Source organism: Methanosarcina vacuolata Z-761, assembly GCF_000969905.1.
Taxonomy (GTDB): Archaea; Halobacteriota; Methanosarcinia; order Methanosarcinales; family Methanosarcinaceae; genus Methanosarcina; species Methanosarcina vacuolata.
On record NZ_CP009520.1, the window covers coordinates 2600827 to 2615804 of the forward strand.

Sequence of the window (14978 nt, forward strand, 5' to 3'; positions counted from 1 at the left end):
TAAGCACCTGATCTTTGTAGCAAAATTTCAAAATCGAGATCTGGTAACTTCACATCTTCTCGTTACTACATCTATGCGCTTAATATTTGGGAACTAAGGTTGAAAAGGCTTGTGATCACGCCGATAGGGTTTGGGGATAAGTTCATCAAACTCAAACGTTACTAGGGTTTTCGCTCAAGCCTTTAAAAGAGGGTTGTAACCACGCCCGCTGCATGGTCCAAAACGAAATTCGGGTAAATCAGACGCCCTGAGCTCGTTGAGAATGTAGCCTTCCTGACCCCTAATTCAGCCCTCTTGAGCGAAGCGTAGCATAGCGAAAAGGGCACCGTCCTCCCGAGACGGAACTCGGGTGACGGAACTCGGGTGTTACAGCATACCCATATCTTTGAGCCTATTGGGCAGGTATACCTCGGTTACGAAATCAAGGCCTTTGCCTGCAAAAGCCTGCTGTTCGGCCTTTTTCCCTATATCGAGCTGGAGCTGGATTTGTTCTTTCCAGTAGTCGGACTCGAAACGCGGGTCGGAAAGTTCGCTACGCAGTGCATTTATATCCTGATCGGTAAGCTTGTCGGTCGAGAGTTCGTATTCAACTATGTCTGAGGGCTGGAGGCCAAGGAACTTGGCTGCGGGGGTTGCCATAAATTCCGAGAGATGAGCACTTTTTATAGCCCCGTAGGCAACAGAGGCATAGATCCTGTAAGACCATGGATCGCCGTCCGTAAAAACGGCTACGGGGATGCCCAATTCCTCGTTCATGCGCTTGATAATCCTTCGGGTTGAACGGGCAGGCTGGCCTTTGAGGTGGACAAGGATCGCATTGTAGGCTTCATCAAACCCGTTTTCCATTAGACGTGCGTACATACCACCGGTTTCTATAGCAATAATCATGCTTGCATCATGGGCTTTGAATTCGATATTTTCCACATTGAAGGGAATCTGGTACCCTCCTTCCCCCACGTCCTTTTGGCAGTGAATATTCCGTTCTCCGCGATTTGTCTGCTCTGTAATTTCAATAGGCCCGAACATGGTAGCTCCGTCTTCTTCAGGGCGCATATGGAAATACTCTCTCTGAAGGCTTGTGAGAAGTTCAAGGTCTTCGATCAGACGGTCGCTCTCAGCCTGTTCTTTGAATTTCGCAGCTTCCCAGCCTTCCGAGATATAGTAAAGCTCTCGAAGCGTTGAACCGCGGTTCTGGGCAAGGTGCTCGTTTATAAGGAACTCGGTGGCGTAAGTAGTTTTCAGGAGCTGGAATGCCCCTTTTACGGTTTTTGCACTTCTCTCGCTTTCCCGGTCTCCGTAGACCCAGACATCGCTCTCGTCGGAATATTCCAGATTTGACTTTGTCCGGCTTGGAAGGCTGATGCTTGGGACAACCTCATCTTCAAACTGGTTATAAATCTTCTCTGCAAGCCCAAACAGCTTTTCTTTTGCCAGGATGTCTCGCTGAGCTTTTTTATTACTTATTTCTCTAGCCATTTTTACGCCCCCTTAAAGGCTTTTGCCCCGGTTACAAGCTCTTCTTCAAGCCCTTCCACAACAAGGTCCGGAAATTTCCCGAGTTCTTTGTCGGTTGCAGATTCTATCCTGTAGCTTAGAACCTTTGAAGAACCAGTTGCTGCGGAGATATCCCATACATAATCGTAATCATTGCCCAGAGTCACAACCTTTGGTTCGGGCTTTGCTCCGAGTATTGTCCAGGGAAGCATTTCATGAACCCTGAAAGAGTATGTAGAGGTTCCGAAATTCTTGACCTTTATTATAACGTCTGCAGTCCCATCCTCATTTTTCTTCACTTTTCTGTGTACCAGCAGGTTTCCCATAATCTTTGCAACAACTGGATTAATGTCAGGGACATCTTTTTCCAGGATGTTCGCAACTTTTACAGCCATCTTAGGGAGGACCTTTGTAATAATAATCTCTTTTTCCCGGCGCTTCTTGAGGTTGCTCTGCTTACTCATGTAGTGCTTGAGCTTTCTTGCAACGTCTTTGATCGCGAGGTCAATCTCGTCCTTAATCACAGGAATGTCAGCAATAGCATCTTTTGATTCTGAAGTGAAAGGCACGTTAATAGAAGCAATATGGATAAGGAGGATAGCCGGTCCTGCAGGAACTCCCCCTCCGGGCTGGTTTAAGCCATACTGTTTCCATTTAATGTCTTCTACGGCATGTGTTGTCACACAGCCTCCCTGCTGGTAAAGCAAAGGCACACGGTTAGCAAAACGCATTATACTGATCTTTTCTTCTTTTGGAAGTTTTCCCCCGTAAGCGAGTCCAACTTCCACCACAAAAGGATTTCCTGAATATACTGCGGGTTTTCGGGTGCTTGTGGCAATAAAATCCACATTCGTTTCTTTTTCAAGCCCCCTGTAAATCAGCTCTTCTCCTATTGGGGAAAGGCAGTCTGTAGGAGGAGCCATGATCTTTACCTTCTCAAAAGCCTCAATTAGCTTTCTTGCCTCGTGGCGGCCAAGGGCATGAGGGTCGATCTCAGGGTCAAGCCCTGAAGCTTTGCAGATTTCCTCGGCAGTCAACAGCCCAATTTTGCAAAAAGAGTAGCGGAGGAACGGGGCAAGTTTCTGGCGCTCAGTATAATGGAGCATCTTCATTAGAGTGCCAAGTTCTATACCTTCAGGATGGGGCAGGATTTCTTCGGCTGGCTCGGGCATCTTATCCGTGGCTCTTTCAAAAACTTCCTCATTGCCGTCAGGTTCTATAAGGGTAATTCTTGCATGGGGGTTCACGATTGCAGTAGCTTTGAGGTACTCGGAAATTGACTGTCTTCTTCCTTTTACGTAGGCAGCCTTCATTTCCAGCTCGATCTGAGTCCCGTGTGGGCGGAACCAGTCTTTTATCTCGTCTTTCAGGATATCGGGCTCATTCGTGCTGGTATTGATCATAAGTTCGTAATAATGTGCAGGGTTACCGGAGCCGGTTTTGGAGAGGATTTTCGTCTGCCTGCCCGCAGTCATCTGGGAATAGAGCACGGCTGCGGAAATCCCTATTCCCTGCTGTCCCCTGCTTTGCTTGAGGGCATGGAACCTGGAACCATAGAGAAGCTTTGCAAAAACTTTGGGAATTTGCTCTTTTACAATTCCTGGCCCGTTATCTTCTATAATAACAGTTACGTAGTCCTGTCCGGTTCTTTCAATCTGGACAAGAATATCGGGCAGAATTCCTGCTTCCTCACAGGCATCAAGGGCATTGTCAACAGCTTCTTTTACGGTTGTTATGAGGCTTCGAGGAGCCGAATCAAAACCCAGGATCTGTCGGTTTTTTTCAAAAAATTCTGCAACGCTTATTGACTTTTGATTTTTGGCAAGTTCTTCTGCAATGGTGAATTCCATGAAAATTTACCTCAGGTTGAAAAATCAATGTAACTTTATACTACTTTAAATATTCTTTTGCACATATATCTAAAGTAGGAATTTTTGCCTTAAAAGTAATGCGATTGTTAAGATTTTAGGGTTTTAGCGCCTTACTGTTCTAGTGCTTTACTATTTTTGCATTTTACTTTTCTAGTGATTCGATTCCAAAATCAATTCCTTATTTCCTGAAAAAAATATGTGATCGTCGTAGCTATTCAAAGGTCACGTTTTATGAATCTACTTCGGAATCACAGTACTATTGTTTGCGATTTTAGTATTTTACTTTTCCAGTGTTTTATGATTTTAGCGTTTACTGTTATCTAATGCTAATTGTTTTAGTATCAAGAAATTCAAAGTTTTGATTCATCTGTTTTGTAAAATCCCGATTCTCAAAGAGCATTGACTTATCATATTTCATTGTTTAAGATTTACGCACTTGAAATATAAAATCAACCACAATAAACAGTGTAGTCAGAGATTCTTTTTAGACCGTTAAAGGTTTAACGCTATCGATTTCTCGTTTCAACCGCGTAAGTCCTAATTGTTATAAGAACAAGAATGAGGGCAGATCTAGGAACAAGAATGAGGGCAGATCTAGGAACAAGAATGAGGGCAGATCTGCAATTATGCACCATTATTCCATTGGCTACATAGCTCTCATTAATTTATCTGCATAAGGCTCTGTGTTTTAACCTCCCTCTTTTCCATGTAAAGAGTGATCAAAAGTATTGTAATGTAACCTCCTGATATAATCGCAGTCTTATTAATTTCTATTTTCAACAAGGTTGCAATTATTATTACAATAAGCCATAGGAAAAAACCCAGTAAATTACTTTTAAGCCCTATTATGTCTTCAATTCTCTTTTTTTCGTCAATTACTTTTCTGGAGACTATATAATGCCCCAGTATTATGAAGAAAATGGTAAGACCTATATTAACCCAAATAACTATTTGATTAGAAAAATGTAATACATCGCTCGTCTTAAAAGACAACCTGAACATAATAAAACTAAATACAGCGCCTAACACTAAACCAAAAATCTCTTCAGATTTGAATTTTTGTACTTTCACAAAATATCACATTTTAAATTAAATTTTTGTAATCATCTTACCTCAAATTAATTAAGAATTACATATTTATGATACAAAATAAAGTACAATAGATATCATAGTTGAAATTTAAGTTTTGAAAGTTACGAGTTTAAGGCTGTTGGTTTTGTAGTTTAAATCGTGAATCCTATTATCTTATATTTGAAGAGCGAGAGAAAACAATTCTAAATATAAAAAGGCAAACTTCTATAAAGTTCGTCCTGGTATTGCATCATTGATGATGTACGTTTATGGATTTGATATACTTAAGACATTCCATAAAGTATAAGAAGTAATTCTAAAGTATCGAAGCACTGTTATTTTTCTACATCACTAATTGTTTCAAGCACGTGGATGTGTTTAAGTATTTTTTAAAAGAAAAATACCCAACAGTTTCGATCTCAATAAAAGGTTAAGGTAGAAAGCCATGACATGCTAAAAAATATGTTGCTTTCGTTTTGTCGTTCCTTCTGTTTTATTCTGGCAGAATGCACTAATATTTAAGCCGGAGAATTAAAGTTCTGCTCCGATAATTGTCTTGGTGGTTATTACAGTTTCGCTTTCCCTGACTCTGTCTACCACGTCGTTCAGGAGAGTCATGTCTTCAACATCTATTATTATTACAAAGTCATACTCCCCAAAGACATGGTAAACATCCTTAATCCCCTCGATGTTCTTCAATTCTCGGTATGCTGCCTTTTCATAACCTGGCAGCACATTTACCATTGTGATCCCTATTACCATGTATATAAGGTAACGGCTGCAAGTTATTTATCTTTTTTCCGGAAACCGAAAAAAACTGATATAACTGATTTTGGTCCTCTACTCTTTAATTTATTACATTGGGATGCGGAGGATCACGAATATCCCTTTCTCTAGAGGCTGTCCGACAATTCAATTTCAGAACAAAAACATGTGAAATATAAGGCATGTAAAACTCTTATCTCGAAAAAGAAGGAATTTGATTATTACTTACAGCAATTGTCGGACAGCCAGTTTAGGATGCGCGGTCACCCGTAATACTATTTTTATATACCAACCTACATAATTATATTATTTATTTCGAAAGAAATGCTTTACTTTAATAGATCAATATTATTTGCACTATCCATCAATCTTCAAAAATGACTTCATAGGTTGTGAGACTTGTTTTTTGTATATAGAAATAATAATTGCTTAATGATACTTTATACATTATGCTGGAAAGTCAGAAAGTATTAAATATATGCACGTTACTATATATTATTACTGAAACAAATATCTCAATATAAGGTGATTTATATAGCAAAAAATAATCCAACTGGCGACAATCGAAGAATTGGAGCTGTCAAAGACAGATCACAGACGTATAATCCAACAACTGATCAATGGGTAAAGCGTGACACTACAACGGGGCAATTTATAGACGTAAAAGCTGATGGGAAACCATTCAAAGGAGTCAGAAAAGAAAAATAATAATTTTCATTGTTCATCGGTTAAGGAATTTCTTGCCTGAAAGCTATCGATTTTGCATTAGAAGCCGACCTTAAATTGTAGCCTATTTACATGAAATCGACACCAAGTTCCAGATCATAATTTATTAAAATATTTAATTAATGTTGAGATAATTGACGCAATTTGTCTCGATTCATCACTTAACCGATGAACAATGAAAAAAGTAACAAAGCTGTTAAGATTCTGAGTATGCTGTAAGCTTCTACTCACATATATTATTTTTTTAGCTTCAATAACTCGTTTTTGTAATCTTCTATGTCTTTTGCTATTTTCTCTTTTAAGTTTATATAATATTTACATTTAGTATTGTCTTGTATAATACCTGATTGGTCTTTTGGTGAGCATTCATTGTAATGCTTGCAGTAGTCTAAATTATGTGGACATTTATCATATTGGTGATGGCAACCACTCTTGTAATCTTCGCATACCGTAAAACCTTTGGGTTTATTGCTATATTTATCTTGACATGTGATTTCTTTTGTCTCTTGACAATTTGATTCTATATATGTCTCGTATGCCTTGTATGTTTCTTTATCTGCTAGATAACTGTATTTTCTAAGGTCTTTAAGTCCAATATAATTAGTTGGTAGCCATCCGTTTATTGTTTGTTCACGATTTTTTTTCAATTTACCATTTATTATGTCTTCTACTGGTATGTAGAACTTCTCAAGTCGGTTTTCTATGTCTTTTATTTTTTGTTCTTTTTTTGATTGTCTTAACGCATCCTGTGAAGATGATAAGCTAAGTGCTGAGAAAATGACAAGCCCTAAAGTAAGTATTGTGTTAGCGAATATGCTTACAAATTGTGATGAATTTTGGTTAACAAAAGAAGGTAGATCTACGAACGTACAATTCTGACCTGAGCAAGAGAAAACAAGAAAAGAAAAGTAAGACAAAAAAGTTGCAAGCATTATTATTACTGTCAACATCGCAAATAGAATAACTGCCAACTGTATATACTGAAACTTCCTGCTCTGAAATATCTCAAGAATGAACAATGAAGATCCCTTTTTTTATAGTGAACATCTAAGCGTAATTTACAAAATCTGTTTCGTTTGAAATTAGATACCTAACTTCCGCCTTTTTAGGCGCATATATTCTTATCCATATTTATGTGAGGTCAGATAATTGCAATTTAATAATTTTACCTTGCATATGATGTGCTTAAGTTTAAGCACATGTATCGATATCAGACGACAGTTATGTGCTTAAAAATGCGGAACTAAGGTAGATATCTTGCTTACAAATCCAATATTTCTTTTTTCTTTGCTTGGAATTCTTCGTGGGTAATTATTCCATCATCAAAAAGCTATTTATATTTTCGAATTAAATTGAAACCATTATATTTAGGTTGATCAAACAAAGTCTGGTATATTTTTTTCAGATAACATGCCATTGATTTTTTTGTCAACGTCAGATGCCTTTCTTTCATATGGGATATTTAAGAATAAGCTGTTTTAGCTGTTTTCAAATTTAATATAAAGATTCGTATTTATAGGTTTATCCCGATACATTCTTATAAACTGACAAATTGTAGCTAATCCAGCTAATGTTGAAATTGCAATATTTCTGGCAAAACAATTTCCATTTTGAATATTATCATAGTCTAAATATCCATTTAAGGATACATTTTTATATTTATTATTATTTATTTCTTAGTAATATCTGACTAGTTGTGATTCCTTATTCATTTTCACTATTATCATTGTGATCCCTATTACCATGTCTATAAGGTAACGGCTGCAAGTTATTTATCTTTTTTCCGGAAACCGAAAAAAACTGATCGAGCTGGTTAGCATCCCACATCGACTTATTTATTATCCAGTCCTATGAGCCTAAAGGTAGAAAATTTTTTGACAGACTTTTTTAAGAGTTAGCGATTATTTTAATATTATCAGCGTGTAATACAAGCGCATGCCCTCAGAGTCTCACAGGGACGAAGACCTTTTCGAGTCCCAGTATATTGAAAAATACCTGAGCGAGTACGCGAGTGTTTCATCAATAGTACGTGAGGCGTTGCCCTTTGAACTTATTGCTACTGTTGGGGGAGTAGTTGCAGGAATTATACTTTCGGGAATGACAGATGAACTTGGAATGATCCCAGGACTGCTTGTGATTTATCCCGGAGTGCTCGGGCTCAGGGGAAATATTTCCTCGACCCTTGGTTCAAGGCTTGGCAGTGCAATTCATCTGGGGCTGATTACAGATCTCGACAGGCATAATCCCGAACTAATGAATAATATCTCCGGTTCCCTGATCCTGAGTGTTATTACCGCTTTTATTCTCGGAATCCTCGGTCACTTTGTAACTCTTGCTCTGGGCTTTGAAAGTGCCGGAGTCTTAAAACTTACCCTTATCTGTGTGATTTCAGCCTTTACATCCGGGGTAATTCTCTCTTTTGTTGCAGCTCTACTGGCTGTAGGAATGTTCAGATTTGGTTTTGATCCTGATAATGTTGTTACGCCTTCGATTGCAACTATCGGGGATATTGTCTCTATGCTCATGCTTTTCCTCTCTGCCAAATTGGTGGTGATGTTTTGAGGAAAAGAGGGCATCATACTCCTTACTACACAATCAATGGTATCATTCAGCGAGGGCTACCAGTACTTATAATCACATGTGTAATGGGAATCCTTGTAGGGCAGCTTCTTAACTCAAGAGAAAAAAGCCTTATATCTATGCCAGCGATACTGATTCTAATTCCTTCCCTTATCAAAATCGGAGGGGATACCGGCAGCATGCTTGGAGCCCGGCTTTCATCGGCTTTCCACATGGGGCTCGGAGATAATCTCAGGAGTAACCCGGTCGTACACAATAGTGTTATTGCAGCTGCAATCGTAGGATTTGTTTCTTCAATTTCTGTTAGTATACTGGTCTATCTGGCAAGCAGTTTCCTGGGGTTCGGGATGCCTTATCTCACCCTTCTGGAAATCAGCCTCATAGCCGTTATCATAGAGCTTGTCGTTGTGTATTCTGCAACTGTCGCCATAGCTTTTATTTCCCACAGGTTCGGGATAGACCCTGATGATACGGTCATTCCTTTCATAGCAAGCCTTGGAGACCTCGTTGGGGTTACAGGAATTTTTATAGCTCTTTACTTTTTAAAAATATTATAAAAACATTTGAATACTTCAATAAAATACTTCAATAAAATACTTCAATAAAATACTTCAATAAAATATCAGTTGTAATATTATTAATATATTATATTTTAATCAGGTTCTTAAAGCCTGAATAATCAAAAAGTAATAATTAATAATTAATAATTACTATTAGTATATACTCATACACACCAGCACAAGGTAGAGTTGATCTAGAGACCATGTTCCCTAAAGAATTCAGATACAGTCCAAAGAATCTTAAGGATCTTTTGACTGAGATGAAGGACACTTCCGAACTCATGGTAGACCTTGCATACTCTGCAATGATTTACGATGATGAGGACGTTGCTGAAGAGGTACTTAATCTTGAAGATAAGATGGATACCCTCGATTATCACATTAAAATGGCCGCGATGTTAAGCACACGCAGGGTTGACGAGGCCGAAGGCCTCCTGGGAGTTTTACAGGTTGCTGCGTGTTCGGAAAATATCGCTAATGCCGCAGGCGATATTGCCAAGATAGTTCTCATGAATATGGGAATTCCGATGGAACTGAAAATAGCCCTCAGGGATGCGGAAGAGACCATAGTCAGGGCAACAGTCGCCGCAGAATCTTCAATGGCAGGACGCACTCTTGGCGACCTCGAGCTTGATATCGAGACAGGCATGTGGATTATTGCCATCAGGAGAAACGAAGACTGGATTTATGACCCTGACAAGGAAACTCGTCTTCGGCAAGGCGATGTTTTGATTGCCAGAGGGCATGATGAAGGAGTCACGCTATTTTTCGAGATGGCCACAACAAAAAAATTCGTACCTAAGGAGATCGAGCACAATAAGCTTTTAAAAGACCTTGAGCATGCAGTGGATATTATAGTAGATATGAAGAACATGTCCGAACTCTCAGTAGGGCTTGCATACTCTGCTATTCTTTTTGACAACGAGGATATTGCATATGAGGTTAGTGCCCTGGAGTCCGAAATGGACTCTATGAAATATGAACTTCAGCACTGGGTGCTTGAAACCGCAAAGCATTTTGAGGATGTGAACATGCTACGGGGAATCCTCCACCTTGCAAGTGCCTCTGAAGCAATTTCCGATGCCGCCTACGGAATTGCGGATACTGTGCTCAGGGACATAGAACTCCACCCCATTATAACCCTCGCAGTCAGGAATTCCGAAGAAGTCATAACCAGGCTCCAGGTAGAGAAATGCTCTCCTATAGTCGGAAAGACTTTTTTTGAATTGAAGCTTGAAACTGAGACCGGGCTGCACGTAATGGCAATAAAAAGGGCTGACCGCTGGGTCTATGCTCCGAAAGGCAATACGGTTGTTCAGGCAGGAGATATGCTTATTGCACGCGGGTCAAGGATTGGAGAAGGGGCGCTTATAGAGATGTGTGAGTGTAAACTGAACCAGTAATCCCCTTTGGTAATTTTCACTTTTTCCTGCTGCTGAACAGGCTCATTCACAGGAAATATAACCTGAAATGAAAGTTTCGGAATAATTTTACAAATTTTTTATTTTATCATTTTTGATTTGTAACTTTTTTGTAACTTTTTTGTAACTTTTTTGTAACTTTTTGTAACTTTTTTGTAACTTTTTTGTAACTTCTTGGAAGCTTACTAGCTCCCTGTTTTTATATATCTGGCTATATTTTTATATTTCTGGCTACATATTACTATGTGGGAGTTTTGAGTATGGCAGTTATTGGGCTTTCAAGAAACAAAGATACTCTGGAATCCGTAAGAGTGGCAGTAGAACTTGCAGGAGGGCTTGGGATTAAAAAAGGATCTACTGTACTGATCAGGCCAAATGCAAACACCGCAGATCCGTCTCCGGGTTCGACAAATCCCGAGGTCCTGAAGGGAGCTATACGGGAAGCAAGAAAATGCAATCCTAAAAAAATTATTGTTGCTGAGAAATCAATGACCACGCTGGATACTGAAATGGTGCTAAGGAAGCTTGGGCTCTGGCAGGCTGCGGAAGCAGAAGGAGCAGACGAAATCCTTACTTTTGACCACATGAAGCGCTATCATATGAAGCCTGATGGTGCTTCTTCCTGGCCTGTAGGTTTTTATGTTCCCGAATTTCTTGATTCGGTGGATTATGTGATTGCGCTTCCTGTAATCAAAACTCACTGGACTGCAACCTTTACCATGGGCTTGAAATCACAGATTAGCATAACTGCAGACACGGACAGGAGACAGCTTCCTCACGGCCTGCACATGGACGCGCTTTTCGGGAATATGATTGCCGAATCAAATCTCATTTATAAGCCTGATTTCTATATTTCGGATGCAACAAAATGCTTTGTGACCGGAGGCCCTGATCTTGGAACTCTTAGAGAGCCTGGTATTGTGCTGGCAAGCTCGGATGTGGTCGCAAACGATGTTACGGGTCTTGCTCTCCTGAAAACCCTTGGTACGGTTCCGAAAATCCAGGATCATTCAGTCTGGTCCCAGCCCCAGATCAAAAGGGCGGTAGAACTTGGGCTAGGAGTACGCGGCAGGGAAGAAATAACTGTAAAAAGCTCAGGGGTTAAGGAAATCGAAGAGATTCTTTCCAATCTTGCTTGATTGCGTCCTGGAATCATTTGGTGGAGATAGCAAAGGGCAGGAAAATAAGGCATGTATGCCTCTATGTAGGCTTCAATAAATCGAATAATCGAATTTCCTGCCACTTGAATTTAAAAATAAGGCGGCTCTTCGCTATTCCGTATGGATAAGATGATTTTCAACTCAAGCCCGCATTGGTTTTTATGAGAAAATTATGAGGATATCCACACAAAACAACGAAGAGCCAAAATCATTTAACAGCCTTATAGTTAACAGCCTTATAGTTAACAGCCTTATAGTTAACAGCCTTATAGTTAACAGCCTTATAGTTAACAGCCTTATAGTTAACAGCCTTGTGGTAATTTTGAAGTAACTCTAAAGTAATTTTATTTTATCTTGATTCCGATTTCCCTTTTTTGCCTCTGATTTATCCTGACTGTACAAATATGCTCACACGTTACCATAATTTATTTATTTTCTACGTTCCCATAGATTATGGAGGAATTTTTATGAAATGCGAAAGCTGTGGAGCAGAGAGTGAAGGAAGATACTGCAAGAAATGTGGCGAAATAATGGATGAAGTTGTAAGGCGGGTAGGAGAAGCACGCTGGGCTGCAATGGACGATTGCTCATTTATCTATCCACTTGTCCAGCGCGTAGCTAAAGGAGAACTTACGGTCCACGATATTATTCAATCCCTTGATGTGGAAGACTAAACTGCTTATCTCAGGGTTTTATCATTAGTTCCTGAAGACGACTTGCAGGGCTTTTCTTCTGAGATTTAATGTAAGGCTTTACGACGAGGTTAGCGGAGGAACTAACCTTGTGCCTGCCAGATCTCTTGCTTGAAATAATTACTGAAGGAGTATACGCTTCAAATCAGGTATCTAACTATGCTGAAACCGATATTTTGAGATTGCTTATAGCCCAGCCTTAGCTTTAAGCCTTAAAGTTATATCTCTTTAGCTTTAATATTTCAGTGTTGAGCAGTTTTCCTGCTGTCAGGAGCTGGTGCCATCTATGAACAGAAAGACCGGTACAGTTGTTCTGATATTCTTGTTTGCAGCAATGGTTTTCATTTCGGGGTGTGTCCAGAATGAGAAAACCCAGACACCTGTAAATAAGGAGTCTCCCGAAACCGGTAAAGGGGATGAGAGCATGAACATTCAAAGTATAAAGGTTTCTAGCAGCGCATTTGTATCTAACGGCAGTATTCCAGAAAAATACACATGTGATGGGCAAAACATAAATCCACCACTGGAATTCGAAGGAATTCCTGAAAAGGCTGAGAGTTTGGTACTCATAGTAGACGATCCTGATGCTCCCGAAAAGACATTTACACACTGGATTGTCTGGAACATAGAGCCTGTGGCGAAAATAGAAGAAGATAGTATACCTGGGGTTGAGGGTTTAAACGATTTCAAGGAAATTGGATACGGAGGGCCACGTCCACCCTCAGGTACTCACAGGTATTTCTTCCGGGTCTATGCTCTGGACAAGAATCTGGACCTTAAAGCAGGAGCAGTAAGAAAAAGCCTTGAAAATGAAATGATAGGGCATATTATTGCTGAAGGGGAGTTGATGGGAAAATACAGAAAAAAATAATTTTGGCTCTTCGCTATTCCCTATGGATAAGTTGATTTTCAATTCAAGACTGTCCTTGGTTTTTATGAGTACATTATGAGGATAGCCGCACAAAACAACAAAGAGCCATAATTTTCTTACGGGGGAAACAGAGTGGAAGAAAAGCAAAAAGCTGAATTGAATCCTGATTATTTCGAAAATCCCGGAAGCGGCCTGGAAAAAGCAACCTTTGCTGCAGGCTGTTTCTGGGGCATTGAAGAGGCTTTCAGGCAGGTTAAAGGTGTAGTTGCAACTGCGGTTGGCTTCAGCGGCGGCCATTTTGAACGCCCTACTTATGAACAGGTCTGCACCCTCGATACCGGGCATGCCGAAGCAGTTCGTGTGATTTTCGACCCGAAAGTGGTGTCTTATGAAACCTTACTTGATGTCTTCTGGAAAATCCATGACCCCACTACAAAGGACAGGCAGGGCCCTGATGTCGGAAAGCAATACCGCTCAGTTATCTTTTACCATGACGAAAAGCAAAAAGCTGCGGCGTTAGCTTCAAAAGAAAAGCTCGAAAAATCAGGGGTTTTCAAAAATTCGATAGTCACTGAGATTGTGCCGATTTCCGAGTTTTATATGGCTGAAGATTATCATCAGCAGTATTTTGAAAAAAAGGGTTTTCTGCAGAATGTACTCCGAGGTTTGAAGAAATAAACCCCAAAAAGAAAAACGCCACTTAACAATTTAAATCAAAAAAATAACCTTTAAAATAGCCATTTAGCTGAATAGCGCTTAACTTGTGTTCCTGTTACTTCATAGAATATTTTTTGTTTTTCTAACTCTTTTTGTGTTGTTACATAATTTGATAAACATTCTAGCAAATACATATAGTAACTCATTAATTTTTAAGTCAATGTTATTTTAAGTCAATGTTATTTTGAGGCAATGTTATTTTGAGGCAATGTTATGCGTTTTAAAATTCTAGCCGCTGCAATGTTAATTTTGTTGGGGATTGTCGTTTTTTCTGTTTATTCTGGCTCTAGCAATGAAGACATCTCGGACGACAATGATATCATTCAAAAAATAGAGGTTAACAACAGCAGTTTTCTTGAGTTCTCGAAAGATTTGGATGATTTTGAAACAGTAACCCTAGATATTGATAAACTCAGGAAGGCCGCAGACAGTGGACATGTATTTCTTAGATTAATGGAAGAAGAATATGAAATTCGAATCCAGGAGGCGTCCAGATACACTGAAGATGAATACTTTTATGCGGGGCCTGTTGTAGGGTATAATGAGAGTAGAGCTGACTTATATTTACAAAAAAACAGTTTTTGTGGGTCTGTTGGGCTGGGTAAACCCAGGAATGTGACATATAACATTAGACCTGCCGATGAGAAATATAATGGCAAAACAGTTTACATTGTATTTATGCAAGATTGGGAAAAAGAAAAGGAAAAGATGGAAAAGATGGAAATTGATCCTTTACAATTTTTCCTCATAAACAGTGATTTCAAAAAGCATGTAATGTCTATTGAGATTTTTGATTTTAATAATAAGTCCGTGTTCAAAGAAAACTACACAATAGACCCTGAGGAAAAGATTTCCTCACCGAAAATAAATGCCGAGCTGGGACAATACAGGTATGAAATTATTCTGGACAATAAATTTACTTTTGAACAGAAAATACAGGCAGATTACGCCGCTGATGTTAGTTCTTCAGAAACACTATACATCTACATTTCTGATGATCCAGAAAACCCTGTTACGTTCGGAATTACAGTTGCCTGAGTAAATTTTTGT

Annotated in this window: 15 protein-coding genes and 1 pseudogene; 9 read left to right on the top strand and 7 right to left on the bottom strand. The window is 39.4% G+C overall.

What is annotated here, in order from left to right:
• Window positions 1-366 precede the first annotated feature (366 nt).
• The 7 genes and pseudogenes from MSVAZ_RS10765 to MSVAZ_RS21845 all read right to left on the bottom strand — a co-directional run.
• A complete protein-coding gene (locus MSVAZ_RS10765; RefSeq protein WP_048120869.1) occupies window positions 367-1476 on the bottom strand; it encodes a DNA topoisomerase IV subunit A in 1110 nt (369 codons plus the stop codon).
• Between the two features lie 2 nt (window positions 1477-1478).
• Complete coding sequence (locus MSVAZ_RS10770; RefSeq protein ID WP_048120871.1) at window positions 1479-3344, bottom strand: DNA topoisomerase VI subunit B; 1866 nt, start codon at window positions 3342-3344, stop codon at window positions 1479-1481.
• Window positions 3345-3871: 527 nt separating this feature from the next.
• Complete coding sequence (locus tag MSVAZ_RS21840) at window positions 3872-4030, bottom strand: hypothetical protein (RefSeq protein WP_082091103.1); 159 nt, start codon at window positions 4028-4030, stop codon at window positions 3872-3874.
• A complete protein-coding gene (locus tag MSVAZ_RS10775) occupies window positions 4026-4436 on the bottom strand; it encodes a hypothetical protein (RefSeq protein ID WP_048120873.1) in 411 nt (136 codons plus the stop codon). Before MSVAZ_RS10775 ends, MSVAZ_RS21840 begins: the two co-directional genes overlap by 5 nt.
• A gap of 531 nt (window positions 4437-4967) precedes the next feature.
• A complete protein-coding gene (locus MSVAZ_RS10780) occupies window positions 4968-5198 on the bottom strand; it encodes an Lrp/AsnC ligand binding domain-containing protein (protein ID WP_048120875.1) in 231 nt (76 codons plus the stop codon).
• A gap of 965 nt (window positions 5199-6163) precedes the next feature.
• Window positions 6164-6859, bottom strand: coding sequence for a hypothetical protein (locus MSVAZ_RS10790; protein WP_232316065.1), 696 nt, complete (start codon window positions 6857-6859; stop codon window positions 6164-6166).
• A 329-nt stretch (window positions 6860-7188) separates the two neighbouring features.
• Window positions 7189-7254, bottom strand: a pseudogene (locus MSVAZ_RS21845) (SHOCT domain-containing protein); the annotation flags it as partial.
• 608 nt (window positions 7255-7862) lie between these two features.
• On the opposite strand from MSVAZ_RS21845, the gene MSVAZ_RS10795 reads away from it, so the two are divergent.
• From MSVAZ_RS10795 to MSVAZ_RS10830, 9 genes are all read left to right on the top strand, one after another.
• On the top strand, window positions 7863-8489 hold the full coding sequence (locus MSVAZ_RS10795; RefSeq protein WP_048120881.1) for a magnesium transporter: 627 nt from the start codon (window positions 7863-7865) through the stop codon (window positions 8487-8489).
• A gap of 83 nt (window positions 8490-8572) precedes the next feature.
• The gene (locus MSVAZ_RS10800; RefSeq protein WP_048123914.1) at window positions 8573-9064 is read left to right on the top strand and encodes a magnesium transporter; all 492 of its coding nucleotides are present in this window, start codon (window positions 8573-8575) and stop codon (window positions 9062-9064) included.
• Between the two features lie 206 nt (window positions 9065-9270).
• On the top strand, window positions 9271-10470 hold the full coding sequence (locus tag MSVAZ_RS10805) for a potassium channel family protein (protein WP_048120883.1): 1200 nt from the start codon (window positions 9271-9273) through the stop codon (window positions 10468-10470).
• A 278-nt stretch (window positions 10471-10748) separates the two neighbouring features.
• Entirely contained in the window at window positions 10749-11627 is an 879-nt protein-coding gene (locus MSVAZ_RS10810) for a DUF362 domain-containing protein (RefSeq protein WP_048120885.1), read from the top strand.
• Window positions 11628-11820: 193 nt separating this feature from the next.
• A complete protein-coding gene (locus MSVAZ_RS20365; RefSeq protein WP_157206073.1) occupies window positions 11821-11979 on the top strand; it encodes a hypothetical protein in 159 nt (52 codons plus the stop codon).
• A gap of 136 nt (window positions 11980-12115) precedes the next feature.
• Window positions 12116-12322: a hypothetical protein gene (locus tag MSVAZ_RS10815; protein ID WP_048120887.1), complete on the top strand. Its 207-nt coding sequence runs from the start codon at window positions 12116-12118 to the stop codon at window positions 12320-12322.
• Window positions 12323-12626: 304 nt separating this feature from the next.
• Window positions 12627-13211: a YbhB/YbcL family Raf kinase inhibitor-like protein gene (locus MSVAZ_RS10820; RefSeq protein ID WP_048120889.1), complete on the top strand. Its 585-nt coding sequence runs from the start codon at window positions 12627-12629 to the stop codon at window positions 13209-13211.
• 132 nt (window positions 13212-13343) lie between these two features.
• Entirely contained in the window at window positions 13344-13889 is a 546-nt protein-coding gene (msrA, locus tag MSVAZ_RS10825) for a peptide-methionine (S)-S-oxide reductase MsrA (RefSeq protein WP_197078762.1), read from the top strand.
• Between the two features lie 252 nt (window positions 13890-14141).
• Window positions 14142-14966, top strand: coding sequence for a hypothetical protein (locus MSVAZ_RS10830; protein ID WP_048120891.1), 825 nt, complete (start codon window positions 14142-14144; stop codon window positions 14964-14966).
• The last annotated feature ends 12 nt before the right edge of the window (window positions 14967-14978 follow it).

Bases quoted from the DNA above. Each gene is read 5' to 3' on its own strand.
- MSVAZ_RS10765 (WP_048120869.1), bottom strand. From the start codon at position 1,476: ATGGCTAGAGAAATAAGTAATAAAAAAGCTCAGCGAGACATCCTGGCA.
- MSVAZ_RS10770 (WP_048120871.1), bottom strand. From the start codon at position 3,344: ATGGAATTCACCATTGCAGAAGAACTTGCCAAAAATCAAAAGTCAATA.
- MSVAZ_RS10780 (WP_048120875.1), bottom strand. From the start codon at position 5,198: ATGGTAATAGGGATCACAATGGTAAATGTGCTGCCAGGTTATGAAAAG.
- MSVAZ_RS10790 (WP_232316065.1), bottom strand. From the start codon at position 6,859: ATGCTTGCAACTTTTTTGTCTTACTTTTCTTTTCTTGTTTTCTCTTGC.
- MSVAZ_RS10795 (WP_048120881.1), top strand. From the start codon at position 7,863: ATGCCCTCAGAGTCTCACAGGGACGAAGACCTTTTCGAGTCCCAGTAT.
- MSVAZ_RS10800 (WP_048123914.1), top strand. From the start codon at position 8,573: ATGGGAATCCTTGTAGGGCAGCTTCTTAACTCAAGAGAAAAAAGCCTT.
- MSVAZ_RS10805 (WP_048120883.1), top strand. From the start codon at position 9,271: ATGTTCCCTAAAGAATTCAGATACAGTCCAAAGAATCTTAAGGATCTT.
- MSVAZ_RS10810 (WP_048120885.1), top strand. From the start codon at position 10,749: ATGGCAGTTATTGGGCTTTCAAGAAACAAAGATACTCTGGAATCCGTA.
- MSVAZ_RS20365 (WP_157206073.1), top strand. From the start codon at position 11,821: ATGAGGATATCCACACAAAACAACGAAGAGCCAAAATCATTTAACAGC.
- MSVAZ_RS10815 (WP_048120887.1), top strand. From the start codon at position 12,116: ATGAAATGCGAAAGCTGTGGAGCAGAGAGTGAAGGAAGATACTGCAAG.
- MSVAZ_RS10820 (WP_048120889.1), top strand. From the start codon at position 12,627: ATGAACAGAAAGACCGGTACAGTTGTTCTGATATTCTTGTTTGCAGCA.
- MSVAZ_RS10830 (WP_048120891.1), top strand. From the start codon at position 14,142: ATGCGTTTTAAAATTCTAGCCGCTGCAATGTTAATTTTGTTGGGGATT.